Source organism: Burkholderia sp. IDO3 (genome assembly GCF_003366075.1).
GTDB lineage: Bacteria > Pseudomonadota > Gammaproteobacteria > Burkholderiales > Burkholderiaceae > Burkholderia > Burkholderia anthina.
In genome coordinates, this window is sequence record NZ_CP028963.1 from 3,435,873 (window position 1) to 3,461,651 (window position 25,779).

24 protein-coding genes are annotated in these 25,779 nt (G+C 67.6%); 12 read left to right on the plus strand and 12 right to left on the minus strand.

From position 1 onward, the window contains the following. Window positions 1-198: 198 nt before the first annotated feature. Entirely contained in the window at window positions 199-2,151 is a 1,953-nt protein-coding gene (locus DCN14_RS30845; protein WP_096508494.1) for a lytic transglycosylase domain-containing protein, read from the minus strand. 8 nt (window positions 2,152-2,159) lie between these two features. Here DCN14_RS30845 and DCN14_RS30850 point away from each other — a divergent pair, with 8 nt between their 5' ends. Continuing rightward, window positions 2,160-2,768, plus strand: a complete 609-nt coding sequence (locus DCN14_RS30850; protein WP_096508493.1) for a 5-formyltetrahydrofolate cyclo-ligase — start codon at window positions 2,160-2,162, stop codon at window positions 2,766-2,768. 74 nt (window positions 2,769-2,842) lie between these two features. Here DCN14_RS30850 and DCN14_RS30855 read toward each other — a convergent pair whose 3' ends face one another. Then, window positions 2,843-3,355, minus strand: coding sequence for a winged helix DNA-binding protein (locus DCN14_RS30855; RefSeq protein WP_096508492.1), 513 nt, complete (start codon window positions 3,353-3,355; stop codon window positions 2,843-2,845). 148 nt (window positions 3,356-3,503) lie between these two features. Between DCN14_RS30855 and pxpB the strand changes: the two genes are divergently transcribed. From pxpB to pxpA, 3 genes are read left to right on the plus strand one after another with little or no spacing between them, the layout of a single operon-like run. Then, on the plus strand, window positions 3,504-4,160 hold the full coding sequence (pxpB, locus tag DCN14_RS30860) for a 5-oxoprolinase subunit PxpB (RefSeq protein ID WP_096508491.1): 657 nt from the start codon (window positions 3,504-3,506) through the stop codon (window positions 4,158-4,160). After that, the gene (locus DCN14_RS30865; RefSeq protein ID WP_096508490.1) at window positions 4,157-5,224 is read left to right on the plus strand and encodes a biotin-dependent carboxyltransferase family protein; all 1,068 of its coding nucleotides are present in this window, start codon (window positions 4,157-4,159) and stop codon (window positions 5,222-5,224) included. The genes pxpB and DCN14_RS30865 overlap by 4 nt, the downstream gene beginning before the upstream one ends. Before the next feature lie 55 nt (window positions 5,225-5,279). Beyond that, the gene (pxpA, locus tag DCN14_RS30870; RefSeq protein WP_096508489.1) at window positions 5,280-6,044 is read left to right on the plus strand and encodes a 5-oxoprolinase subunit PxpA; all 765 of its coding nucleotides are present in this window, start codon (window positions 5,280-5,282) and stop codon (window positions 6,042-6,044) included. A 544-nt stretch (window positions 6,045-6,588) separates the two neighbouring features. Here the strand turns inward: pxpA and DCN14_RS30875 are convergent. The 10 genes from DCN14_RS30875 to DCN14_RS30920 all read right to left on the minus strand — a co-directional run bounded on the left by DCN14_RS30875 (window position 6,589) and on the right by DCN14_RS30920 (window position 17,917). Further along, the gene (locus tag DCN14_RS30875) at window positions 6,589-7,734 is read right to left on the minus strand and encodes a TraB/GumN family protein (protein WP_096508488.1); all 1,146 of its coding nucleotides are present in this window, start codon (window positions 7,732-7,734) and stop codon (window positions 6,589-6,591) included. After that, window positions 7,727-8,743 carry a peptide ABC transporter ATP-binding protein gene (locus DCN14_RS30880; protein ID WP_096508487.1) on the minus strand — a complete coding sequence of 339 codons (1,017 nt, stop codon included), beginning with the start codon at window positions 8,741-8,743 and terminating at the stop codon, window positions 7,727-7,729. The genes DCN14_RS30875 and DCN14_RS30880 overlap by 8 nt, the downstream gene beginning before the upstream one ends. Beyond that, window positions 8,740-9,738, minus strand: a complete 999-nt coding sequence (locus DCN14_RS30885; protein ID WP_096508486.1) for an ABC transporter ATP-binding protein — start codon at window positions 9,736-9,738, stop codon at window positions 8,740-8,742. The genes DCN14_RS30880 and DCN14_RS30885 overlap by 4 nt, the downstream gene beginning before the upstream one ends. A gap of 2 nt (window positions 9,739-9,740) precedes the next feature. Beyond that, window positions 9,741-10,658, minus strand: a complete 918-nt coding sequence (locus DCN14_RS30890) for an ABC transporter permease subunit (RefSeq protein ID WP_096508485.1) — start codon at window positions 10,656-10,658, stop codon at window positions 9,741-9,743. Between the two features lie 4 nt (window positions 10,659-10,662). Then, on the minus strand, window positions 10,663-11,673 hold the full coding sequence (locus tag DCN14_RS30895; protein ID WP_096508484.1) for an ABC transporter permease subunit: 1,011 nt from the start codon (window positions 11,671-11,673) through the stop codon (window positions 10,663-10,665). Between the two features lie 110 nt (window positions 11,674-11,783). Then, a complete protein-coding gene (locus DCN14_RS30900) occupies window positions 11,784-13,412 on the minus strand; it encodes an ABC transporter substrate-binding protein (protein WP_096508483.1) in 1,629 nt (542 codons plus the stop codon). Window positions 13,413-13,723: 311 nt separating this feature from the next. Then, complete coding sequence (locus tag DCN14_RS30905) at window positions 13,724-15,031, minus strand: MFS transporter (protein WP_096508482.1); 1,308 nt, start codon at window positions 15,029-15,031, stop codon at window positions 13,724-13,726. Window positions 15,032-15,220: 189 nt separating this feature from the next. After that, on the minus strand, window positions 15,221-15,532 hold the full coding sequence (locus DCN14_RS30910; protein WP_096508481.1) for a high-potential iron-sulfur protein: 312 nt from the start codon (window positions 15,530-15,532) through the stop codon (window positions 15,221-15,223). 171 nt (window positions 15,533-15,703) lie between these two features. Continuing rightward, window positions 15,704-16,813: an NAD(P)/FAD-dependent oxidoreductase gene (locus DCN14_RS30915; protein ID WP_096508480.1), complete on the minus strand. Its 1,110-nt coding sequence runs from the start codon at window positions 16,811-16,813 to the stop codon at window positions 15,704-15,706. A gap of 123 nt (window positions 16,814-16,936) precedes the next feature. Further along, window positions 16,937-17,917: an AAA family ATPase gene (locus DCN14_RS30920; RefSeq protein ID WP_096508479.1), complete on the minus strand. Its 981-nt coding sequence runs from the start codon at window positions 17,915-17,917 to the stop codon at window positions 16,937-16,939. A 228-nt stretch (window positions 17,918-18,145) separates the two neighbouring features. Here DCN14_RS30920 and DCN14_RS30930 point away from each other — a divergent pair, with 228 nt between their 5' ends. The 8 genes from DCN14_RS30930 to DCN14_RS30965 all read left to right on the plus strand — a co-directional run bounded on the left by DCN14_RS30930 (window position 18,146) and on the right by DCN14_RS30965 (window position 25,583). Next, window positions 18,146-18,874: a nitroreductase gene (locus DCN14_RS30930; RefSeq protein WP_096508478.1), complete on the plus strand. Its 729-nt coding sequence runs from the start codon at window positions 18,146-18,148 to the stop codon at window positions 18,872-18,874. 146 nt (window positions 18,875-19,020) lie between these two features. Continuing rightward, window positions 19,021-19,509: a hypothetical protein gene (locus tag DCN14_RS30935; RefSeq protein WP_096508477.1), complete on the plus strand. Its 489-nt coding sequence runs from the start codon at window positions 19,021-19,023 to the stop codon at window positions 19,507-19,509. Window positions 19,510-19,514: 5 nt separating this feature from the next. Beyond that, complete coding sequence (locus tag DCN14_RS30940; protein ID WP_096508476.1) at window positions 19,515-20,330, plus strand: endonuclease/exonuclease/phosphatase family protein; 816 nt, start codon at window positions 19,515-19,517, stop codon at window positions 20,328-20,330. Between the two features lie 71 nt (window positions 20,331-20,401). Continuing rightward, window positions 20,402-21,049, plus strand: coding sequence for a LysE family transporter (locus DCN14_RS30945; protein ID WP_096508475.1), 648 nt, complete (start codon window positions 20,402-20,404; stop codon window positions 21,047-21,049). Between the two features lie 227 nt (window positions 21,050-21,276). After that, window positions 21,277-22,047, plus strand: coding sequence for a ferredoxin--NADP reductase (locus DCN14_RS30950; protein ID WP_096508474.1), 771 nt, complete (start codon window positions 21,277-21,279; stop codon window positions 22,045-22,047). A 446-nt stretch (window positions 22,048-22,493) separates the two neighbouring features. Beyond that, window positions 22,494-23,309 carry a quorum system sensor histidine kinase RqpS gene (rqpS, locus tag DCN14_RS30955; protein WP_096508473.1) on the plus strand — a complete coding sequence of 272 codons (816 nt, stop codon included), beginning with the start codon at window positions 22,494-22,496 and terminating at the stop codon, window positions 23,307-23,309. A gap of 7 nt (window positions 23,310-23,316) precedes the next feature. Continuing rightward, window positions 23,317-23,973: a response regulator transcription factor RqpR gene (gene rqpR, locus DCN14_RS30960; RefSeq protein ID WP_096508472.1), complete on the plus strand. Its 657-nt coding sequence runs from the start codon at window positions 23,317-23,319 to the stop codon at window positions 23,971-23,973. 209 nt (window positions 23,974-24,182) lie between these two features. Then, on the plus strand, window positions 24,183-25,583 hold the full coding sequence (locus DCN14_RS30965; protein ID WP_096508471.1) for an amino acid permease: 1,401 nt from the start codon (window positions 24,183-24,185) through the stop codon (window positions 25,581-25,583). Window positions 25,584-25,779 lie beyond the last annotated feature (196 nt).

The window sequence follows — 25,779 nt, forward strand, 5'->3', positions numbered from 1 at the left end:
GCTGTTCACGCTCATAACGGGCTTGCGCCGGCCGCCGGAAGGGCCGAGCGCAACGAGCATGACGCATGCGATCGGCCCGTCCGGCGGCCGGCCCCATGTGTGATTTTTCCGGTCGGGGAACGCGTTTTGCCCGTTACGAGCGTGAACGGCCCCTTATCAACACTGCCGCGTCCCGCGCGGCAGTGTGACGATGGCGGATCAGGGCGAGATCATGCCCAGACGTTTCTTCAACGATTGCGGCTTGCCCTCGAAGAGCGCCGCGTAATAGACAGTGTTCGACAGGACGTTCTTCACGTAGTCGCGCGTCTCGTTGAACGGGATCGTCTCCGCGAAGATCGCGCCTTCGACCGGCTGCGTCAACACCTGGCGCCACTGGCGCGGCCGGCCCGGGCCCGCGTTGTAGCCGGCGGTGGCGAGCACCGGCGAGCTGTCGAAGTTGTTGTAGATGTCCGACAGATACCAGGTGCCGAGCTGGATGTTGGTATCGATGTCGTGCATCTGCGCACGCGTGATCGGGCCGAGCCCGAGCTTCTTCGCGACCATCTGGGCCGTCGCCGGCATCAGCTGCATCAGGCCGCCCGCACCGACCGACGAGCGCGCGGTCGTGATGAAGCGCGATTCCTGGCGGATCAGCCCGTACGCCCATTCGACGTCGAGGCCCGTCGAGCGCGCGTAGCGCTCGACGATGTCGCGGTACGGCGACGGGTAGCGCAGCGTGAAGTCGTGCTCGGCCTTCGTGCGGTCGGCGGTGTTGACCGTGCGGTCGAGCAGCTCGACGCGCTTGCCGTATTCGGCGGCCGCGAGCAGCTGGCGATCGGTCATCCCGCGCAGCGGCCAGTTCCATTCGCGGTTGCCTTCGAGGCGCAGGTTCAGCGCATAGAAGCGCTGTGCGAGCGCGAAGCCCGGGATCTTGCTCATCGCGTCGACCTCGGCGTCGCTCACCTTGGTGCGCGGCGGGATCGTCGTGCGCTGGCCCAGCTCTTCGCCGGCGAGCTGCCCGTAGAAGTTGAACTGGCCGGCGACCTGCTCGAATTCCTGGTTCGCCTGCAGCGTGTCGCCGCTCTGCTTGAGCGCGCGCGCATGCCAGTAGATCCAGGCCTGATCGTCGCGCAGCGACGGCGGCATCTGCTCGATCGACCAGCGCACCATCGGCCAGTTGCCGGCGAGCAGCGCGGCGCGCGTGCGCCATTCGTAGCCCGGGTTCGACAGCGGCGCGTTCGCGGATTTCGCATACCAGACCGACGCGAGCGGCGAGCGCTTGAGCGCGCCCTGGTAGCCGATCGCGCCCCATCCGATCGCCTGCTCCTGCTTCGTCAGCGACGCGGCGACCGACGTCAGCATCCCCGCCGCCGCGTCCGGATCGTTGCGCGCCATGCGGCCGAGCGCGATCAGCGCGAGCTGGTGCGAGGCGGCGTCGGGGCCGACGCCGCGCGCGAGGTACAGCGGCGGCGCGCTCGTCGCCTGGTCGAAGCCGGCCGGGCGCGGGCCGAGCGCGTCGACGATCTTGCCGCCGAGCGACGTGTAGTTCTGCTCGAACGCGAGGCGCGCCTGCTGCCACACGTCGTCGCTCGTGAACTGCTGGTTGACGGTGAGCGCGGTAATCAGGTCGACACAGGCATCGCCGTAGTATTTCGGCTCGACGAGCAGCGCACGCGCCGCATCGGCGACGTTCTCGCCGCGCGCCGCGCGCGATTCGAGCGCGTAGCACTTGACCTGCGTGTCGTCGTCGAGCACGAAGCGCTTGTACTGGTCGTCGAAGCCGCGCCAGTCGTGGCGCGCGCCGAGCACGAGCAGGTAGTCGTTGCGCAGGCGGTCGGCAATCGCCTGGCCGTCGTAGCGCTGCAGGAACGACTGCACGGGCGCGTCGGGCGCATCGATGCGCGCGCGGCCCGACGAATCGAACAGCTGCGGCTTGATCTGGAAATACTCGACGTAGGACGGGACCGGATAGTTCGGGATCATCGACGCGAGCTGCGCGGCCTTCGCGGCGTCGTTACGGCGCGCGGCTTCGCGAAGCTGCACGAAGATCTGGTCATCCCCGGCGAGCGTGTCGTCGCTCGGTGCGGCGCACGCCGCCGTGCCCGCCACGAGCGCGGCGGCCGAAAGCGTCAGCGCGACCGCGCGATATACTCGGAAAAGGCTGTTCGACATCGTTTTGAATGGAGCACGAAGTGAGCGAAAGCATAGCATGCAACCCTGTGCCGAACCCGAAGGTTGCGCTGCGCAAAACGCTGTCCGGCGCGCGTCGCGACGCCGCGTCTCAGCCCGCCGCGAACGCCGCGCTCGACGCGCGGCTGCGCCAGTTGCTCGAGCGGCTCGCGCCGCGCACCGTCGGCTTCTACTGGCCGCTGCCGGGCGAGTTCGACGCCCGCGATGCGGTGCTCGCATGGTCCGCGGCAAGCGCGGGCCGCCGCGCCGCGCTGCCGGTGATCGGCGAGCGCCACACGCCGCTCGCGTTCCACGCGTGGGATGCGGCGACGCCGATGCGCGAAGGCCATCACCGGATTCCGGAACCGGCGTCGGGGATCGCCGTCGTGCCCGATCTATTGTTGATTCCGTGTGTGGGATTCGACCTGCAGCGCTACCGGCTCGGCTATGGCGGCGGCTATTACGACCGCACGCTCGCCGCATGGCCGGGCGACACGCTGCCGGTGACGGTCGGCATCGCGTATGAAGCATGCCGCGTCGATGCGCTGCCGGCCGAAGCGCACGATCTCGCGATGCGCTGGATCGTGACCGACGGCGCGCTCTACCCGGCCGCCGGATGACGCGGCGCGCGGCGCCGCGGCCGTTGCCGCACGCCCGTCAGCCGCGCGCCACGCGCCGTTCCGTTCGCAATCGTTTACAGCGATGCCGCCGCACGCGCGGCCGTGTCGTAGAGCCCCGATGCATGGCGCAGCAACTGCGCCGCGTCGCCGATCTGCTGGTTGGTGAGGCCGCTGTCCTTCAGCGTCTCGATCAGGCAGTGCTCGCGCACCTCGCGATACTTCAGGCACAGATCGCGGCCCGCGTCGGTCGCGAAGAAGAACACCTCCTTGCCGTTCTTCTCGCTCTTCACATAGCCGCGCGCGATCAGTTTTTTCAGCGCATAGGTCGCGACGTGCGTATCCTCGATATTGAGCACGAAGCAGATGTCGGCGAGCTTCTTCTTGCGTTCGCGATGGCTGACGTGATGCAGCAGCGATACCTCGACCGCCGTCATGTCCTTCGCACCGGCGGCCGACATGCAGCGCACCATCCATCGGTTGAACGCGTTGCCGGCCATGATGAGCCCGTATTCGAGTTCCGACAGCTCCGCGCTCGAATCGGAAACGAGGTGTTCGGATGACACGATCTTGGTCGGAGGACGCTTCATGGAAAGGCGGCGCAAGCAGGATGTCAGGGTGTGCCGAGTGTACGCCAGAAGCATCGGCATGCGAGCTAGGCAAAAACGCTTATTGGTAAGTTATCGATATTTTATTGACAATGTGCGCTAACATTGCCGTTCGAACCGTGCCCGTCCGATGACGCTACCCCGCATTTATCCGCTCGGCGATACCGCCCTCGTCTGCGAGGTGCCGCCGCCCGCCACGCTCGATTGCCAGCGCCGCGTCTGGGCCGTCGCCGAGGTCGCGCGCGCGTGGCCCGACGTGATCGACGTCGTGCCCGGCATGAACAACCTGACGATCGTGTTCGACGCGCTCGCCGCGACGGCCGACTCGCTCACGCCGGCGCTGCGCGACGCGTGGGAGACGGCCGACGTCGAGCACGCGGACGGCCGGACGGTCGAGATCCCCGTCGAATACGGCGGTGCCGCCGGCCCCGACCTGCCGGCCGTCGCCGCGCACACGGGACTGTCGGCCGACGAGGTCGTCGCGCGTCACGCGGCCGGCGAATACGTCGTGTTCTTCATCGGCTTCCAGCCCGGCTTCGCGTATCTCGGCGGCCTCGATGCGTCGCTGCACACGCCGCGCCGCGCGGCGCCGCGGCTCGAAGTGCCGGCCGGCTCGGTCGGCATCGGCGGCGCGCAAACCGGCATCTACCCGACCACGTCGCCCGGCGGCTGGCAACTGATCGGCCGCACGTCGCACGTGCTGTTCGATCCGGCGCGGCAACAGCCGACGCTGCTGCTGCCCGGCGATCGCGTGCGCTTCACCATTGCGGGAGTCGACGCGACATGAGCCAGAACACCGCACCGGGCACCGTCGAGGTGCTGCGGGCCGGCCCGCTGTCGACCGTGCAGGATCTCGGCCGCCGCGGCACGCGCCATCTCGGCGTCGCGCAGGGCGGCGCGCTCGACGGCCTCGCGCTCGAAGTCGGCAACCGGCTCGTCGGCAACCGCGCCGACGCGGCAGCCGTCGAAATCACGATCGGCCCGGCCACGTTCCGCTTCACGCGCGCGACGCGCATCGCGATCACCGGCACCGAATTCGGCGCGACGCTCGACGGCAAGCCCGCGTATTCATGGTGGAGCCTGCCGGTCGAAGCCGGGCAGACGCTCGTGCTGCCGGCCGCGAAGCGCGGCATGCGCGGCTACCTGTGCATCGCGGGCGGCATCGACGTGCTGCCGATGCTCGGCTCGCGCAGCACCGATCTCGCGTCGCGTTTCGGCGGCCTCGGCGGCCGCGCGCTGCGTGACGGCGACCGGCTCCCGGTCGGCGTGCCGCCGGCCGGCGCCGGCTGCCTTGCGGCCGACGCGCCCGAATTCGGCGTGAAGGCGCCCGCGTGGTGCGCGTTCGTGCGCGTCGACGAACCGCCGCGCCGCCACCGCCCCGCGCATGCGCCGTGGGCGATGCCCGTGCGCGTGCTGCCGGGCCCCGATTACGCGTCGTTCGCCGCCGATTCGCAGCAGGCGTTCTGGGACGAGGAATGGCTCGTCACCGCGAACAGCAACCGGATGGGCTATCGCCTTGCCGGCACCGAGCTCGTGCGCGAGCGGCCGGCCGAGCTACTGTCGCACGCGGTGCTGCCCGGCACGATCCAGGTGCCGCCGAACGGCCAGCCGATCGTGCTGATGCACGACGCGCAGACCACCGGCGGCTATCCGAAGATCGGCACGGTGATCCGCGCGGATCTATGGAAACTCGCACAGGCGCGGCTCAACCTGCCGATCCGCTTCGTGCGGACGACACCCGACGTCGCGCGCGCCGCGCTGACCGCAGAACGTGCCTATCTGCGTCAGATCGACGTCGCGATCGAGATGCGCGAGGAAACGCGCCGCCGCACGCAATCGCGCGCGGCGTGACAATGGCGGTAGCTGGACAGAGGACGCGCCACGCACTCAGTGGACGAGGAACTTCATGGAAATCGATCTGAATGCCGATCTCGGCGAAGGATGCGGATCGGACGAGGCGCTGCTCGACCTCGTCACGTCGGCCAACATCGCGTGCGGCTGGCATGCAGGCGGCGCCAATGCGATGCGCGACTGCGTGCGCTGGGCCGTGCAGAAAGGCGTGTCGATCGGCGCGCACCCGAGCTTTCACGATCCGGAGAATTTCGGCCGCAAGGAAATGCAGCTGCCGGCCGGCGATATTTACGCGGGCGTGCTGTATCAGCTCGGCGCGCTCTCCGCGATCGCGCAGGCCGAAGGCGGCCGCATCGCGCACGTGAAGCCGCACGGCGCGCTGTACAACCAGGCCGCGCGCGATCCGCTGATCGCCGACGCGGTGGTGTCCGCGATCCACGATTTCGATCCGTCGCTCGCCGTGTTCGGGCTCGCGAACAGCGTGTTCGTCGCGGCCGCGCGGCATGCGGGCCTGGCCGCGGTGGAGGAAGTGTTCGCCGATCGCGGCTACCGCGCGGACGGCTCGCTCGTGCCGCGCAGCCAGCCCGGCGCGCTGATCGACGACGAAGACGCGGTGCTCGCGCGCACGCTCGACATGGTGCGCAACCGGCAGGTGCGCGCGGTAAGCGGCGAGTGGGTGCCGCTCAATGCACAGACGGTCTGCCTGCACGGCGACGGCCCGCACGCGCTCGCGTTCGCGCAGCGGATCCGCGCGGCGCTCGAAGCGGCCGGCGTCGAGCTGGTGGCGCCCGGCGCGCTGCAGGCCGACGAAGGCGCATGACGCCACGCATCGTCGCAAAACCGCCGCACCAAAGAAAAAAGCGCCCTCGTGGCGCTTTTCTGTTGGCTTGATCGCTGCGGCTTCGCCGTCTGTCGATTCAGCCCCCCGAAACCGTCTTTCGACGGAGACCGGAAAATATCCCGGATTAAAAAACGTCCGCCGCCGCCCGATTGACTTCACCCCGGTTGGACGACGGAACGTCGCTTATTCGCAAGTCAGCCCGCATGCATTCTTGTTGTCCGACGATGGTGGCCCCGCCGTACATGCAGACACTCCGCGGCCGGCACGTACATCACGTGCCGGCAACGCGCTAACCCCGCGCTTTATTTCTGCTACCCCGTAGAACTTTTTCTATTCTTTTCATTTTTTCAACTTGTGGGGTGAAGAATAGATATTGGCAGAACCGGATGTCAATCGTTTTAAACGCTATTTTCTGAAGATTCAAGGGTTTTCCTTATCGGCCCGCACGCCCGCGCAGGCGCCGCACACTGCGTGCGCACGGTCAATCAAACAGGGGAGGATCGGTGCCGGCAGACGGGCGCGATCAGTTCGCGTCGACCTGATATCCCTGCTGGCGCAACAATTCGAGCACGCCGCGCGGGCCGCCCAAATGCAGCGCGCCGATCGCGACGAACAGCGGCCGGTTCGGCGCGGCGATTGCCGTCATCCGTGCAACGAAGCGCCGGTTGCGCTCGTACAGGATCTTGTTGTCGATCGACGCCGACAGCGCCTTCGAACGGGCCAGCCGTTCGCTCTTCGCGACCGCCCATGCGGAGATCGCGTCGGCGTCGCCAATTTGCCACAGTCGGTGCAGCGACTTGATGTCGTCGGCATTCTGCGCCGGGGTCTGCACCATGTCCTGCGCGAGCATTTCGCGCTGCTCGGCCAGCGTCAGCCCGGTGAACGCGCGCATCTGCTCGGCCAGCGTCTCGAGCCCGATCACGCGGCCGCCCTTCTTCTTCAGATAGACGTTCTGCAGCTGCGCCTCGGTGCCGAACTCGGTCTGCAGGCCGGCCGACAGCGAATCGTAGGTCTCGACGACGAGCGCCGCGAGCCACGGCCGCATCCGGCGGATCTCGGCGAGCGCGGCCGGATTGCCGTGCAGGCGCGCCGCGAGCCGCTGCCACAGCGGCTCGGGCAGCAGGCGCTGCAGGCACGGATAGCGGCACACGCCGTACTTCGATACGTCGTCCTGCGACTCGAGCAGATCGTCCGGCGACAGTTCGAGCGCGAGCGTCGGCGACGCGGCGAGCGCCGCCAGGATGCGCGGCCGGAACGGCTGCTGGCTCGGATAGTCGACCGGGTCGCCGGTGTGCAGCGTGCCGAGCACGTACAGCGTGACCTTGCCCTTGGTCGCGACATAGAACGGCATGCGCGCCGGCTGCACGCGCACGGTGCCGCGGGCGACCGTCCCGTTCGACACGGACGGCCCATGAAAGCCCGGCAGGTTCATGCCAGGCGGCGGAACCTGCGACGGACGGATCGGCGAACTTGCCGGCGCACGCCCTTCGGCATGCGCGGCGTCGGCGGGAACCAGCACGCTGGCGGCCACGCACGCGCCGGCCAGCGCCGCGCCCGTGACCGTGCGCACGCTCCAGCGCCGTGCGTTGCGGCACGCGCGCATCACGCGCGCGCTGCCGGCCCCCGAACGGCGCACGCCAGACGCGCGCGCCGCCAGAACATCAGGCATTCGCCTCCCCCACCTCCTCGGCGCGATGGCAGGCCACGCGGCGTCCGTCGACGTCGCGCAACTGCGGTTCCTCGGCGCGGCAACGCTCGACCGCGTACGGGCAGCGCTGGTGAAACGCGCAGCCCGACGGCGGATTGAGCGGCGACGGCAGCTCGCCCTGCAGCTTGATCTGCACGCGGCGGTCTTCCTCGAAGATCGCCGGCGTCGCCGACATCAGCGCACGCGTGTACGGATGGCGCGGCCGTGCATAGATCGTCGCCTTGTCGCCGAGCTCGGCGACGCTGCCGAAGTACATCACCATCACGTCGTCCGCAACGTGCTCGACCACCGACAGATTGTGCGAGATGAACACGTAGCTCGTCTTGAACTGCTCCTGCAGATCCATGAACAGGTTCAGGATCTGCGCCTGGATCGACACGTCGAGCGCGGACACCGGCTCGTCGGCGACGACGATCCGCGGATCGAGGATCATCGCGCGCGCGATCGCGACGCGCTGGCGCTGGCCGCCCGAAAACATGTGCGGATAGCGCTTCGCGTGCTCGGGCCGCAGGCCGACCGTGCGCATGATCTGCGCGACGCGCTGCGCGCGTTCCGCGGCCGTCAGGCTCGCGTTGATCTCGAGCGGCTCCGCGAGCGTCTGCTCGACGGTCTTGCGCGGGTTCAGCGACGCGAACGGGTTCTGGAACACCATCTGCACGCGGCGGCGCAGGTCGGCGACCGTCTCGCGGTTCGCGCCGGCGACGTTCTTGCCGTCGATCACGAGACTGCCCGCGGTGGGCGTCTCGATCATCGTGAGCTGGCGCGCGAGCGTGGATTTCCCGCAGCCCGATTCGCCGACGACGGCGAGCGTCTTGCCGCGCTTCAGCGAGAACGACACGCCGTTCAGCGCCTTCACCGTGCCCTGTCCGAACATTCCGCGCTTCACCGAATAGTGTTTCGCGAGGCCATCGGCCACCAGCACGGCTTCCTCGTCGTGCGGCGTGGCGCGCGCTTGATTGACTGCATTCATCGTGCACCTCCCGTCAGGTCGAGGCTGGAAACATTGAGCGGCTTGATGCAGCGCACACGCATCGCGTCGCTGCCCGGCGCGAGCGCATCCAGCGCCGGACGCGCCTTGCGGCAATCGTCGACCACGTACTTGCAGCGCGGCGCGAACAGGCACCCGGACGGGCGATCATCGCGGCCCGGCACCATGCCGGGCAATGCGGCAAGGCGACGCGCTCCCTTATTGTGCTCGGGAATCGCGGCGAGCAGCGCTTCGGTGTACGGATGATGCGGCGCACGGAAGATGTCCGGCACGCGATTGGTCTCGATGATCTCGCCCGCGTACATCACCGCGACGCGCTGCGCGACTTCCGACACCACGGCCAGATCGTGCGAGATCAGCACGAGCGCCATCCCGCGCTCCTTCTGCAGTTTCACGAGCAGATCCATGATCTGCGCCTGGATCGTCACGTCGAGCGCGGTGGTCGGCTCGTCGGCGATCAGCAGCTTCGGGTTGCACGCCACCGCCATCGCGATCATCACGCGCTGGTTCATCCCGCCCGACATCTGGTGCGGGAACGACGTAATGCGGTTCTTCGCGTCGGGAATGCCGACCTGGTCGAGCAGCTCGAGCGCGCGCCGGTGCAGCGCGTCGCCGCGCAGGCCTTCGTGCAGCTTCAGCACTTCCTTGATCTGGTAGCCGACCGTGTAGCTCGGGTTCAGGCTCGTCAGCGCGTCCTGGAACACCATCGCGATGTCCTTGCCGACGATCTTGCGGCGCGCCTTCGGCGACGCCTTCAGCAGGTCGACGCCGTTGAACGACACCTCGTCGGCCGTCACCTTGCCCGGCGCGTCGATCAGGCCCATCAGCGCCATCATCGTCACGCTCTTGCCGGAGCCCGATTCGCCGACGACGCCTACCACCTCGCCCGGCGCGATCGACAGGTTGATCCGGTCGACGGCGGGCAGGCCGTTGAAGTTCACCGCGAGATTGCGGATAGTCAGTAGATCTTGGCTCATGGTCACGCCATCCGCTTCAGTTTGGGATCGAGCGCGTCGCGCAGCCCGTCGCCGAGCAGGTTGATCGCGAGCACCGAAATCAGGATCGACAGGCCGGGCATCGTCACGATCCACCACGCGTTGTCGATGTAGTCGCGCGCGGACGCGAGCATCGCGCCCCACTCGGCGGTCGGCGGCTGTACGCCGAGGCCGAGGAAGCCGAGTGCGGCCGCATCGAGAATCGCCGACGAGAAGCCGAGCGTCGCCTGCACGATCAGCGGCGCCGTGCAGTTGGGCAGCACCTGCGAGAACATCAGGCGCAGCGTGCCGGCACCGGCCACGCGCGACGCCGTCACGTACTCCTTCTGCAGCTCGCCGAGCGCCGACGCGCGCGTGAGACGCACGTAGGCCGGCAGCGCGACGATCGCGATCGCGAACATCGTGTTGGTGAGGCCCGGGCCGATGATCGCGACGACCGCGACCGCGAGCAGCAGCGACGGCAGCGCGAGCAGCACGTCCATGATGCGCATCACCGGCGTGTCGGCCCACTTCTGGAAGAACGCGGCGACCAGCCCGAGCACGATGCCGGGGATCAGCGCGAGCACGACCGACACGAAGCCGATCCAGAACGACATCCGTGCGCCGAACATCAGTCGCGAAAGGATGTCGCGGCCCGCTTCGTCGGTGCCGAGGATGAACTTCCAGTTGCCGCCGTCGAGCCATGCGGGCGGGATCTTCACGTAGTCGCGGTATTGCTCGACCGGGCTGTGCGGCGCGATCAGCGGCGCGAGGAGCGCGACCAGGATCAGCACGAGCACGACGATGCCGGCGCCGACGGCGCCACGGTTGCGCGAGAAGTTGGCCCAGAACTCGCGCAGCGCGAGCGCACGGCCGCCGGCCGGCGCGGACTCGGTCGGCAGGGTATTTTGCAGATTGCTCATGGAATTACCTCGTATGGCGGATGCGCGGATTCAGCACGCCGTACATCAGGTCGACGATCAGGTTCACGACGATCACGAGCGTCGCGATCAACAGGATGCCGCCCTGCACGACCGGATAGTCGCGGCGGCCGATCGCATCGATCAGCCACTTGCCGACACCGGGCCACGAAAAGAGCGTTTCGGTCAGCACCGCGCCGGCAAGCAGCGTGCCGATCTGCAGGCCGATCACGGTGACGACCGGGATCAGCGCATTGCGCAGCGCATGCACGACGACCACGCGCGCGGGCGACAGCCCTTTCGCGCGGGCGGTGCGGATGTAGTCCTCGCGCAGCACTTCGAGCATCGACGAGCGCGTCATCCGCGCGATCACCGCGAGCGGGATCGTGCCGAGCACGATCGCGGGCAGGATCAGGTGGCTGACCGCCGACTTGAACGAGCCTTCGTCCGGCGCGAGCAACGCGTCGATCAGCATGAAGCCCGTCGGATGCGGGAAGTCGTATTCGACCGCGATGCGCCCGGACACGGGCGTCCAGCCGAGGTACGACGAAAACACCATGATGAGGATCAGCCCCCACCAGAAGATCGGCATCGAATAGCCGGTGAGCGCGGTGCCCATCACGCCGTGATCGACGATCGAGCCGCGCCGCAGCGCGGCGATCACGCCGGCCGGGAGGCCGACGGCGAGCGCGAACACGAGCGCGCACAGCGACAGCTCGACGGTCGCCGGGAAGCGTGCGAAGAATTCGCCCGCGACGCTCGTGTTGGTGATGATCGACGTGCCGAGGTCGCCGTGCAGCGCACGGCCGATGTAGTGGAGATACTGCATGGGCAGCGGCTGGTCGAGCCCGAGGCGTTTCATCGCCTCCGCATGCATCGCGGGATCGACGCCGCGCTCGCCCATCATCACTTCGATGGGGTCGCCCGGTATCAGGTGAATCAGCGCAAACGCCAGGATGGTGATGCCGATGAAAGTCGGGATCACCATGCCCACGCGGCGCAACACGAATCTGAACATGATGCGTCTCGTAATTTCTTGTGGGAAATGTGCGACCGGCGACGGGAAGCTTTTGGCCTCCCGCCGCCGGATGAGTTAGCCGGTCTTCGCGACAGCTTACGACAGGCGTGTTACTTCACGCCAACACCATCGAAGCGCGCATAGCCGAGCGGCTCGATGCGCATGTCGACCACGTTCTTGCGTACCGGCTGGTAGACCGTCGAGTTCGCGATCGGCGAGAACGGCAGCTGCTGCGCGAAGATCTGCTGAGCCTGCGTGTAGATCTTCGTGCGCGCGTCCTGGCCCGTCGTCGTGCGACCCTTCTGGATCAGGTCGTCGAACGGCTTGTAGCACCAGTGCGAGAAGTTGTTGCCCTTGATCGCTTCGCAGCCGAGCAGCGTGCCGAGCCAGTTGTCGGGGTCGCCGTTGTCGCCCGTCCAGCCGATCAGCATCGTGTCCTGCTCGCCCGAGTGCGCACGCTTGATGTACTCGCCCCATTCGTACGTGACGATCTTCGCCTTCACGCCGATCTTCGCCCAGTCGGCCTGGATCATCTCGGCCATCAGGCGGGCGTTCGGGTTGTACGCGCGCTGCACCGGCATCGCCCACAGCGTGATGTCGAAACCGTTCGGGAAGCCGGCCTTCGCGAGCAGCGCCTTCGCCTTCGCGGTGTCGTAGGCGGGCATCTTCAGGTTCTTGTCGTACGACCATTGGGTCGGCGGCACCGGCGCGGTCGCGGCCTGGCCTGCACCCTGGTAGACGGACTCGAGGATCGCCTTCTTGTTGATCGCCATGTCGAGCGCCTGGCGCACTTCGAGCTTGTCGACCGGCTTGTGCTCGACGTTGTACGCGAGGTAGCCGAGGTTGAAGCCCGGCTGCGACGGCATGTCGACGCCCGAGTCGGCCTTCAGCGTCGCGATGTCCGCCGGACGCGGATAGCTCATCACCTGGCATTCGTCGCGCTTGATCTTCTGCACGCGCACGCCCGGATCGGGCGTGATCGAGAAGATCAGCTTCGAGATCTTCACCGCGCCCTTCTTCCAGTAATCAGGATTGCCGTCGAAACGGATCGTCGCGTCCTTCGTGTAGCTGCGGAAGATGAACGGGCCCGTGCCGATCGGCTTCTGGTTGATGTCGGCGGCCTTGCCTGCCTTCATCAGCTGATCCGCGTATTCGGCCGACAGGATCGACGCGAACTCCATCGCCATGTTCTGGATGAACGGCGCGTTCGGCTGGGCCAGCGTGAATTTCACGGTGTACGGATCGACCTTCTCGACCTTCGTGATCAGCTTGTCGAGGCCCATGTCGGTGAAGTACGGGAACGACACCGGGTAGGCCTTGCGGAACGGCTGGTTCGGATCGAGCATGCGCTCGAACGTGAACACGACGTCGTCCGCGTTGAATTCGCGCGTCGGCTTGAAGAAGTCGGTCGTGTGGAACTTCACGCCATGACGCAGATGGAACGTGTAGACCTTGCCGTCCGGCGACACGTCCCACTTCTCGGCGAGGCCCGGCTCGACCTTGGTGCCGCCGCGCTCGAATTCGACGAGACGGTTGTAGACGGTGAACGTGGCGGCCGTGAAATCGACGCCGGTCGTGAATTGTGCGGAATCGAAACCCGCCGGGCTGCCTTCTGAGCAGTAGACGAGCGTTTTGTTCGGGATCTGTGCGAATGCAGAACCCGCGATGCCGAACGATGCCGCTGCCACGCCTGCAATGGCGGTAACACGCAGGGTGTGCAACAGACGGTTGTATTCCATGTTTCCTCCAGGTCTCCAGATCGGAACCGGTCCCGCAGGGGGCCGGGTACGCGGATATTACTTGAGCTAGCGATCCTGCAACAAGCTGGAGAAAAAACTCTTCTCGCCGCGCCTACGCGGGTTTTTGCGGATGTCTTACACCCCCGAAAGGTGCCTCTGCGCGCGCCAACGACCGTTTCGTTCATCCCGCGCATGTTTCCTTCGACAACTAAACATCTCATACGTGTATGCGAACGCGCGTCACGCATTTTTCCGGCCGCCCCCGCCCATCGTTGCAGCTTTCGCAACGATCGCGGAACGGCAACCGGCCGTCACGCCGGCGCGTCGAGATCCGCGCTGCGCGCGGGCACGAACGCGACCGCGACGATCGACAGCGCGAGCCCCGCCATCACGTAATAGGTCGGCGCGAGCGGCGTGCCCGTGGTCTTGATCAGCCACGTGACGATGAACTGGCCGAAGCCGCCGAACAGCATCACCGCGACGTTGTATGCAATCGACAGCCCGGTCGAGCGCACGTTCGCCGGAAACAGCTCGGCGATCATCGCGCCGAACGGCCCGTAATAGCCCGCGAGCGTGACCGACAGCACGGCCTGCACCGCGACCAGCCGGCCGATGCTCGGCGCCGCGTCGAGCCATGCGAAAAGCGGATACATCAGCGCGAGCGTCAGCACGAGCGACCACAGCGACAACCCCTTGCGGCCGATGCGATCCGACCATGCGCCGGCGATCGGCGACAGCACCATCAGCAGCAGGTTGCCGACGATCACCGCGTAGAACGATTGCGCATACGGCAGCTTCAGCTGCTTCACCGCGAAGGTCGGCAGATAGCTGATCAGCACGTAGATCGTCACCGTCAGCGCGATCACCGAGCCGAGCCCGCACAGCACTTCGCGCGGATGGCGCGTGAACACTTCGCCGAGCGTCGCGCGGCGCGCGCTTTGCTGCGCATGCAGGAACGCTTCGGAATCGGCGAGATGACGGCGGATGTAGAAGCCGATCGGGCCGATCACGAGCCCGAGGACGAACGGCACGCGCCAGCCCCAGCTGCGCAGCGCGTCGGGCGACAGCCCGCGCGTGACGGCCGCGCCGACGAGCGCGCCGATCAGCAGCGCGGCAGCCTGGCTCGCCATCTGCCAGCTGCCATAGAAACCGCGTTTCGAGAACGGGGCGGCCTCGATCAGCAGCGCCGTCGCGCTGCCGAATTCGCCGCCGGCGGAGAAACCCTGCAGCAGACGGCCAAGCACGATCAGGATCGGGCCGCCGATGCCGATCGCCGCATACGGCGGCGCAACGGCGAGCAGGAAGATGCCGGCCGTCATCAGCAGGATCACGAGCGACAGCGCGGCCTTGCGGCCCGCGCGGTCCGCGTACAGGCCGAACACGATGCCGCCGATCGGGCGCATGAAGAACGCGACGCCGAACGTCGCGGTGGTCAGCAGCAGCGACGAATATTCACTGGAGGTCGGGAAAAACAGCTCGGCGATCACGACCGTCATGAAGCCGAACACCGTGAAGTCGTACCACTCGAGCGCATTGCCGATCACGGCCGCCGCCACCGCGCGCCGGTTCAGCGCACGCTCGGGCCGGATCGTTTTCGATGAATTCGCAATCGTCGCCATGCGTGCCTCGTCCTCGTGAATTCGCCGTGTCGAACGGCGCGCCCCGCGGAGTGGCCGCGGCGCGCTGGTTTGCAGCGAGTGTAGAAAGCGACGGAACCGTTTTCAAGCAATAAAAACGCCCGCCGTCTTTCGACGGCGGGCGTTGTGCGGTTTTCACCACATTGCGGCATCGCACGATGCCGCCGGACGTCAGCCCATCTTCGAGAATGCGCTGCACCAGCCCTTCGCCGACACCTGCTTGCCGGGGAAAGCGCCGCACGGGCCCGAAGCCGAGCCCTTCTTGCCCTGGTACAGCATGCAGGCCGCGCAATCCTGGCCCGCTGCGTACTTCGGATACTTCGCCTTGTCGACCTTCGTGGCATCGGCCTTGTAGCCGAGCGCCACTGCGGTCGGATCCGTTTCCGACAGCATCGGCGCATCGGCCAGCGCTTCACGCGACAGCGCCAGCGCGGACACGGCACCAATGCTCGTAATCAGGAAACTCCGACGGGTTGTTTTCATGGGGGACTCGCTCCAACGTTATTGGTTTGAAAGCCGCTCTGGCGACGGCCTTCAACAGAATAACGCTCCAGCGTACAAACGTGCGCGCCGAAATGCCGGAGATAAGGGATTTCACACGGGCGCTGCCCGGGATTTCGCGCGCGCGGCCCGCATGGCCGCGGGCCGCGCGCGTCATGCATGCGACGTCATGTCGCCCACCCGCTGCGCGAGCGCGAGCGACGCGGTCAGCCCCGGCGACTCGATGCCGAACAGATTCACGAGCCCCCGCACGCCATGCTGCGCGGCGCCCTGCACGATGAAGTCGGCCGGCGGCTCGCCGGGCCCCGCGAGCTTCGGCCGGATCCCCGCGTAGGCCGGTTGCAGCGCGTCGTCGGGCAATGCCGGCCAGTATGCGCGAATCGACGCGTAGAACGCCTGCGCGCGCGCCGGATCGACTTCGTAGCGCAGCGCGTCGACCCATTCGACGTCCGGGCCGAAGCGCGCCTGCCCGGCCAGGTCGAGCGTCAGGTGCACGCCGAGCCCCGCCCGGTCGGGCATCGGATAGACGAGATGCGAGAACGGCGCGCGCCCGGACAGGCTGAAGTAATTGCCGCGCGCGAGATAGAGCGGCGGCACCCAGCGCGGATCGAGTCCGCGCGTGCGGCGTGCGAGCGCCTGCGCGCCGAGGCCCGCGCTGTTGATCACGCAGGCCGCCTCGATTTCGGTCGGCGCGTCGCCGCCGGTGCGTACGACGAAACGGCCGCCGCGCAGCACGTCGATCGACTCGACCGGGGATTTCAGCGCGCACATCGCGCCGTGGCGTTCCGCGTCGCCGAGCAGCGCGAGCATCAGCTGATGGCTGTCGACGATGCCGGTGGCGGGCGAGAACAGCGCCTCCACGCATTCGAGCGCGGGCTCGAGCGCCTGCGCGTCCGCACGCGTGAGCGGCAGCAGGTCGAACACGCCGTTTTCCGCCGCGCGCGCGGCGATCGCCTTCAGCTGCTTCACCTGCGCCGCGCTCGTCGCAACGAGCAGCTTGCCCACGCGCCGATGCGGCACATGGTGCGTGTCGCAGAATTGGTACAGCAGATCGCGCCCGTGCACGCACGACGTCGCCTTCAGCGAACCGCGCGGGTAGTAGAGCCCCGCATGGATGACCTCGCTGTTGCGCGAACTCGTGCCCGTGCCGATCGCGTCGGCCGCCTCGAGCACGATCGTCTCGCGCCCGCGTGCGGCCAGTTCCCGCGCAATCGCGAGGCCGACGACACCCGCGCCGATCACCACACAATCCGTCTGCTCCATGGCGTTTCGCGTCGCTAGCGCGTCGAGGGGAGAGAGAAGAATTGTACGTCCCGGTTAGCCCGCTTGCAGAAGGCATGTGCACGGCACCTGCGTGCGCGCCCCGTCGATGCGTGCGCCGCCGGTTCAGAATCCGATCGGCCGGCGCTTCGCCGCGCCTTCGTCCGCGCGGATATCGGACGGCGCGATCATGTCGCGGCCGTCGAGCCGCGCGGCGCCGAACGCATGCAGCAGCGCGCGGCGCATCGTGCGCGGCGGCGTCGCGGCCAGCACGTCGAGCGCGTCGTCGTCGAGCGTATCGGGGAAGCGCCGCCCCCACGCGTGCGACGAGCGGATCTCGTCGTAGATCGTCTGCGCGATCCGGCGCGCGCCGGCCGCGTCGGGCGGCGCGATCTCGTACACGTTCATCCGGTTCAGCAGCGGCTCCGGAATCGCGTGCGCGTCGTTCGCGGTCGCGATCCAGATCACGTTGCCCGCATCGATCGGCACTTCGGCGAATTCGTCGACGAACGCACGTGCGGTGTCGTGCTCGAGCAGCGCGTACAGCGCACCGAGCGGATCGTATTGCGCGTCGCTGCCGGCCTTGTCGATTTCGTCGACCGCGATCACCGGGTTCGCGTAACTGCCGTTGACGAGCGCCTCGAACACCTTGCCGGGCTTCGCGTTCTTCCATTGCGACGATGCGCCCGACAGGATCCAGCCGGCCGTGAGCGAACTCATCGGCACGTAGTGGTACGCGGTGCCGAGCAGTTGCGCGAGCGCCTTCGCGAAATGCGTCTTGCCGATGCCGGGCGGGCCGAGCAGCAGGATCGGCATCAGTTCGAGCCGGTCCTCCGTCTCGAGACACAGCGCGACCTGCTTGCGCACGTCGCCGAGCGGCTCGACGAAATTGGGCAGCGCGTCTTCCAGCTCGTCGAACGACGGCATCCGGTTCGGCTTCACGCAAAAGCGCAGATTGCCGGTCTTGAGCATCCGCTCGTAGGTCGCGCGCAGTGCGTCGCTCGCGCTCTCGTTCAGGTCGTTCAGCGCCGTCTCGACCTGTTCGAGGTCGTACACCGTGCTGAAGGACGCCACCGCCAGTTCCTGCTTCACCATCGCCGTCGTCATACCTGCCTCGCTACCGCTGCCGTCACACAACCATCAGACCCTTACGATTTCAGTGTAGCGATCCCGCATCCGCGTGCAAGCAAGCAGCCGACCGGGTCTGCTGCTAACACCGCGCGCGCACTGCAGCGTCGTGCGGGGCGGCGTATCATCGAAAGTTCACCGGCCTTCGCGCCGGCTTCGCCGACGGCGCCCGCGCGCCGCCGCGCGCCTCGTTCCGAAGGGTTGCCGATGTCCGTTCCCGCCGCTCCCCCGCGCGTCGACACCGACGCCGCTCATACGGTCGACGCCGTCGACGCCGCGCTCAAGTCGCGCCGCGCGATTCGCGCGTTCCTGCCGACACCCGTGCCGCGCGACACGCTCGAGGCGATCCTCGAAGCCGCGAGCCGCGCGCCGTCGGGCACCAACATCCAGCCGTGGCGCGTCTATGTCGCGACCGGCGCGACCCGCGACGCACTCGCGGCAGCGCTCACGGCGGCCTACGAGGATCCGGCCCGCGACGAGAAATACGTCGCCGAATACGACTACTACCCGCGTGAATGGGTGTCGCCGTATATCGACCGGCGCCGCAAGGTCGGCTGGGACCTGTACGGGCTGTTGAACATCGGCCGCGACGAAAAGGCGCGCATGCACGCGCAGCACGCGCGCAACTTCCGCTTCTTCGATGCGCCCGTCGCGCTGTTCTTCACGCTCGATCGCGTGATGACGCACGGCGCGTGGCTCGACTGCGGCATGTTCCTGCAGGGCGTGATGACGGCCGCGCGCGCCCGCGGCCTCGACACCTGCCCGCAGGCCGCGTTCGTGCCGTTTCACCGGATCGTCGCCGAACATCTCGGCATGCCGGCCAACGAACAGCTCGTCTGCGGGATGTCGCTCGGCCATGCGGATCCCGACGCGATCGAGAACCGCCTCGTCACCGAACGCGCGCCCGTTGCGGAGTTCGCCCGCTTTCTGGCTTGAAAACACGTGACGCGCACCGACCTTTCGATCAGGACCGGATCGTGCGGCGAACCTGTCGCGACGCGCCCGGTCACACCACCGTCGAAATCGATCGGGCGTAAGATGTGCGTCCGTTCCCCGCTACCCCGCGTTTCCGGAGAAGTTTCATGCTGAAGCACGGCCTGGCCGTCCTGCTCGCGAGCGTCGCGCTCGCGGCCCATGCGCAGAGCCCCGCACCGGCCGCCGTCGCGTGGGAGATCCAGGTGGTGCGCGACGGTCAGACGATCGACACGTTCCAGCAGCGCACCACCGTGGGTCAGACCCGCACCGACACCCATCGCTATCCGTCCGCCGTGCCCGTCGGCTGCGGCAACGCCGCGCGCGTCGTGCCGACCGAGCGCTCGCGCTCGGTGACCGTCGCGCCGCTGTCGGTCGACGACGCCGCGCATACCGTGTCGCTCGCGCTCGACGTGCAGGAAACGCTCGACGACGAAACCGCGACGCGCAGCGATCCGTGCCTGCCCGTGTCGCCGCGGCAGATCGTCGCGAGCCATCCGGGCCTCGCGGTCGGCAGCGATGCGTGGACCGACTGGACACTCGTCGAGCAGCATCCGCACCTCGTCTACCGTGTGCGCGCGCACGTCGCGAAGGACTGAACGCCATGCCCGCCGACGCCTTGTCCCTGCCGTTCGCCGAACCGCACAGCGCGCCCGACGAAATCACCGCGGTGAGCTGGAACCTGCACAAGGGCCGCTCGCCGCTCGGCTTCACCGCGTGGAACGCGATGCGCAGCTGGATGCAGTCGACGCACGCCGACGTGTATTTTCTGCAGGAAGCGATGGCGCGCCGCATGCCGCGCCCGGTGCTCGCGCCCGGCTTCGGCGCGCCGATGGACGACGCGGTCGACGACGTCTGGCACTGCCAGGCCACCGAGATCGCGCATGCGCTCGACTGGAAGATCGCACTCGGTCCGAACGTGTTCAAGCCGTCGTGGCGGCACGGCAATGCGATCCTGTCGCCGCACCCGCTCGACCTCGGCGGCCGCTGGGACATCTCCGCGCACCGCTTCGAGCGGCGCGGACTGCTGGTCGCGCGCGCGACGCTCGCCGGCTCGCGGCCCGTCACGCTGCTGTGCGCGCACCTCGCGCTCACGCGCGCGGCGCGACTGCGCCAGATGCACTGGATCGCACACTGGATCGTGCGCAACGCGGGCGACGGCCCGCTCGTGCTCGCCGGCGACTTCAACGACTGGCGCAACGATTCGGTCGCGCTGTTCGGCGAGATCGGGATGTCCGAAGTCGCGACGCTGCTCGGCCAGTCGGGCCGCACCTTCCCCGCGTTCTCGCCGGCGCTCGCGCTCGACAAGATGTTCGTGCGCGGGCTGACGCCGCTCGAATGGCAGGCGCCGTCCGGCGAAACCGCGTGGCTGTCGGATCACCTGCCGTATATCGCGCGCCTGCGCCTCGATCCGCAGTAACGCAAAGCGCGGCCGCGCGACGCGCGCTACAGTAGCGGTTTGCCGTCTTCCCGCCTCGCCGTCGCGCCGCCATGACCTACCTGCCGATCCTGCTGCAAATCGCCGTCGTCTACCTCGTCGCGGCGATCACGCCCGGCCCGAACTTCTTCATGATCTCGCAGCTGTCGCTCGCCGGGCGGCGCAGCCTGGGCGCCGCCTCGGCGCTCGGCGTCGGCACCGCATCGGTTGCGTGGGCAACGCTCGCGATGCTCGGCCTCGCGGCCGTGCTGCACCAGGTCGAATGGCTGTACGAGACGATCCGGATCGGCGGCGCCGTGTATCTCGTGTATTTCGGCTTCAAGCTGCTGCGCTCGGGCGTGCGTCGCGATCCGGCGCCGGCCGACACGCCGGACGACGGCGCGCCGCTGGCCGCGCCGCATGCGCGCGACTACCTGCGCGCGTATCGCAACGGTCTGTTCACCTGCCTGACCAACCCGAAATCGTGCGCGTTCTGGACCAGCGTGTTCGCGGCGATGCTGCCCGCGCACGTGCCGCTGTGGTTCAACGGCGCGGTGCTGGTGACGATCGGCGTGCTGTCGGCCGGCTGGTATTCGTGCGTCGCGTTCCTGTTCGCGAGCCCGCGCGCGCAGCGCGGCTACCGGCGCGTGCGACGCCCGCTCGACGCGCTGTGCGGCGCCGCGCTCGTCGGCCTCGGCGCGAAGCTCGCAGCCGATCGATGAAAGCATATTGAAATAATGCGTTGCGCCAAATCCGCGCAGCCACGGGGGTCAAGCCCGCATCTGCCCCAAGCAGGGTAAAATAAGGGGTTCCTCAAACGTCTGTCATCGAGAAGGCGCGTGTCCGACGCGCCGGCCGGCCGATCCGCGATCGGGCCGACGCACTCGGTTTTTTTGCCCGTTTTTGGGCCCGTTACACGCGTTCGCTACGCGCGTCCGTTTTCAAAGCCATGAGCAAATACGACACCGCCACCGTCCAATCCGTCCATCACTGGACCGACACGCTTTTCAGCTTCACCTGCACCCGCGAGCCGAGCCTGCGCTTCAACAACGGCGAATTCACGATGGTCGGCCTCGAGGTCGACGGCAAGCCGCTCGCGCGCGCCTACTCGATCGTCAGCCCGAACTACGAAGAGCATCTCGAATTCTTCAGCATCAAGGTCCAGAACGGCCCGCTGACGTCGCGCCTGCAGCACCTGAAGGTGGGCGACCCGGTGCTGATCGGCAAGAAGCCGACCGGCACGCTCGTCGCCGACAACCTGCTGCCCGGCAAGACGCTGTGGATGCTGTCGACCGGCACGGGCCTCGCGCCGTTCATGTCGATCATCCGCGATCCGGACATCTACGACCGCTTCGACAAGGTGATCCTCACGCACACCTGCCGCCTGAAGGGCGAGCTGGCGTACATGGACTACATCAAGCACGACCTGCCGGGCCACGAGTACCTCGGCGACATCATCAAGGAAAAGCTCGTCTACTACCCGACCGTCACGCGCGAAGCGTTCGATAACGAGGGCCGGATCACCGATCTGATCGCGACGGGCAAGCTGTTCACGGATCTCGACGTGCCGCCGTTCTCGCCGGAAAACGACCGCGTGATGCTGTGCGGCAGCACCGCGATGCTGAAGGACACGACCGATCTGCTGAAGCAGGCCGGCCTGGTCGAAGGCAAGAACAGCGCGCCGGGTCACTACGTGATCGAACGCGCATTCGTGGACTGATCGATCCCTAAGGGCCTGTTCCCGTTAATAGCGGGAACAGGCCCTATTTGTGCCGCATCAAGAACCGGAGCGAAAGCTCCGGTTTTTTTTCGTCCCTGCTTGGCGAATTCGTAACAAACTGGGACCATGCCAGCTCAAATGGTTACATTTGGATACGTGCTGATGAGCGCTTTCGTGTCGGTGTTTTTCCTACAGGATCTTCATTCCGATTATTCACATTTACCCTTAAATGTCCGCCTGACATGACCTTTTCCGCATTTTTGAGATATTATTCGGCCCGCGCGGTGGTTGCCGGAATGGTCATCCAAGGGTCAGAATAAACGTTACGAGATGTAACTTTTGTTACCCTGGCACGAGGCGATTCTCCGGCGGCGCCGTCGTCGAAACGGCAGCCGACCCGCGCAGCCGGCCGGTGCCTGAACCGCTTTCTGACAGCAGGGAGAGTCATGGATACGTCGCTCAACGCGCCCCCGGGCGCCCACGCCCCGTTCCCGTCGCGACAGTTCGCGCACGGTTGCGCCGCGACTGTGCCCATGGCCGACGCCCTGCCCGAACACGATGCGTGCGACGCGCGCATCGCTGCGCTGTCCGCGCAACTGATCGGCGCCGACGAAGCGGCCCGCCGCCATCTGGCCGGCGAACTGCACGACGGCCTCGGCGCCGAACTCACCGCTGCGCGTTTCGCGCTCGCCAACATCCACACGTGGCTGCCGGCCGATGCGCCGGAAGGCTGCCTGCGCGCGCTCGAGCTTGCGCAACGCGCGCTCGACTCCGCGACCGATGCGAATCGCCGGCTGATCGACGAACGCGACACGCCCGCGCTCGACGGCGGGCTCGTCGGCGCGCTGTCGGCCTGGGTCGACGGCCACGCGGCACGCACCGGCCTGCGCACGAGCTTCGTGTGCGCGGCCGATGCGCGGCTCACGCAACTCGCCGGCGCCAGCGCGCTCGCGATCTTCCGCGTCGCGCAGGAAGCGCTGTCGAACGTCGCGAAGCACGCGCGCGCCACGTCCGTCGATGTGCGGATCGAGACGAACGGTACGCATCTGACGCTGATCGTGACCGACGATGGGACCGGTTTCGCGCGCAGCCGCCGCACCGGCTACGGCCTTGCCGGCATGCGCGCACGCTGCGAAGCGTTCGGCGGCAGCTTCGAAGCGGGCGCGCCGGCATCCGGCCGCGGCACGCGCGTCGCCGCGCGCCTTGCGTGGGACTCGCTGTTCGCGGTGCCCGCCGCGGCGCGCCACGCGTCGCGTTCGTGAGGTCGTCATGAGCCTGAACATTCTGCTCGTGGACGATCATGCGATCGTCCGGCAAGGCATCCGCCACCTGTTGATCGATCGCGGCGTCGCGCGCGACGTGGTCGAGGCCGACAACGGCAGCGACGCGGTGGCCGCCGTCGACCGGCAGACGTTCGACGTGGTCCTGCTCGACATCTCGCTGCCCGACACGAACGGCATCGAGGTGCTCAAGCGCATCAAGCGCAAGCTGCCGGGCACGCCGGTGCTGATGTTCTCGATGTACCGCGAGGATCAGTACGCGGTGCGCGCGCTGAAGGCCGGCGCGGCCGGCTACCTGTCGAAGACGGTGAACGCCGCGCAGATGATCGGCGCGATCCAGCAGGTCGCCGCGGGCCGCAAGTACGTGAGCCCGGCGATGGCCGAGGCGCTCGCCGAATACGTGTCGTTCGAGAACGAGCCGCTGCCGCACGAGAAGCTGTCCGACCGCGAATACCAGACGCTCTGCATGCTCGCGTCGGGCAAGCGGCTCACCGACATCGCGAACACGCTGTCGCTGTCGGTGAAGACGGTCAGCGTGTACCGGTCGCGGCTACTCGAGAAGATGCGGCTGTCGAACAACGCGGAACTCACGTTCTACGTGATGAGCAACCAGCTCGTCGACATGGCGCCCGCGTCGGGCGCCTGACGCGCCGAACCGCACGCCTTCGCATCGCCTGTCTCGCCCTCATCGCCCGCTTGGCCGCCGCGCGTTGCGCGCAACCGCTTGTTTTATCTGACGATTCCGTGCCGTGCCGCTGCGTCGCAGCGGGTCTTTCGCGCCAAATCGGCTAAAATTACGGGTTTTCACTCAGTCAGCGCCCCGCGTTCGCGCGCGCTGGCGATCGATCCATCGCAATGTCCCTCTTCCGCAAGAAAAACGTCGATCGCATGATCGCCGGCGCGCACGGCGCCGGGCTCAAGAAAGCGCTCGGCGCGATCGACCTGACCTTCCTCGGCATCGGCGCGATCATCGGCACCGGCATCTTCGTGCTGACCGGCACCGGCGCCGTGCAGGCCGGTCCCGCGCTGATGCTGTCGTTCGTGATCGCCGCGATCGCGTGCGGGCTCGCGGCGCTGTCGTACGCCGAGTTCGCGTCGACGATCCCCGTCGCGGGCTCGATCTACACGTATTCGTACGCCACGCTCGGCGAACTCGTCGCGTGGATCATCGGCTGGGACCTGATGCTCGAGTACGGCCTCGCGGCATCGGCCGTGTCGGTCGGCTGGTCGGGCTACCTGCAGTCGCTGCTGCAGGGCTTCGGGCTCACGCTGCCGACCGTGCTGACCGCCGCCCCCGGCGCGATGCCCGGCGTCGTCACGTGGTTCAACCTGCCCGCGTTCCTCGTGATGCTGGTGATTACGACGCTGCTGTCGATCGGCATCCGCGAGTCGACCCGCATCAACAACATCATGGTGTTCATCAAGGTGTCGGTGGTGCTGCTCGTGATCGCGGTCGGCGTGTTCCACGTGACGCCCGCGAACTGGAAGCCGTTCATGCCGCACGGCTGGAACGGCGTGTTCGGCGCGGCGGCCGTGATGTTCTTCGCGTTCATCGGCTTCGATGCGGTGTCGTCGGCGGCCGAAGAGGTGAAGAATCCGAAGCGCGACCTGCCGATCGGCATCATCGCGTCGCTCGCGGTGTGCGCGGTGCTGTACGTGACGGTTGCCGCGATCGCGACCGGCATCGTGCCGTCGGCCCAGTACGCGAACGTGTCTCACCCGATCTCGTATGCGCTGCAGATCGCCGGCGAGAAATGGGTCGCGGGCTTCATCGATCTCGGCGCGGTGCTCGGCATGCTGACCGTGATCCTCGTGATGAGCTACGGCCAGACGCGGATCATCTTTGCGATGTCGCGCGACGGGCTGCTGCCGGCGACGCTGTCGCGCGTGCATCCGCGCTACGCGACGCCGTTCCTGACGACCTGGCTCGTGGGCCTGTTCTTCGGCCTGATCGCCGCGCTCGTGCCGCTCAACGTGCTCGCCGAGCTGATCAACATCGGCACGCTCGCCGCGTTCTCGATGGTGTCGATCGCGGTGCTCGTGCTGCGCCGCACGCATCCGGACCTGCCGCGCGCGTTCCGCTGCCCGGGCGTGCCGGTGGTGCCGATCCTCGCGGTCGGCGCGTGCCTGTTCCTGATGCTGAACCTGCAGCCCGTCACGTGGGCCGCGTTCGGCATCTGGCTCGTGATCGGCCTCGTGATCTACTTCCTGTATTCGCGACACAACTCGAAGCTCGCCCGCGGCCACGCGGACTGACGCCCGGCGGCGGCGCGCGCTGCGTCGCCCCGCCCGACACGGCGCACCCGCCTCGCGGGCGCGCCGTTTGCTTTTCCGGCGCGGCGCGCTGCCCGCCCGCGCAGGCCGGACCGGCCGTCCGAACCGCCGCCGCCCGCTCCCCGGCGGCCGGCATCCGCGCGCCGGCGCACCGCAAGCAGGGCCGCGGCAGGCGGTT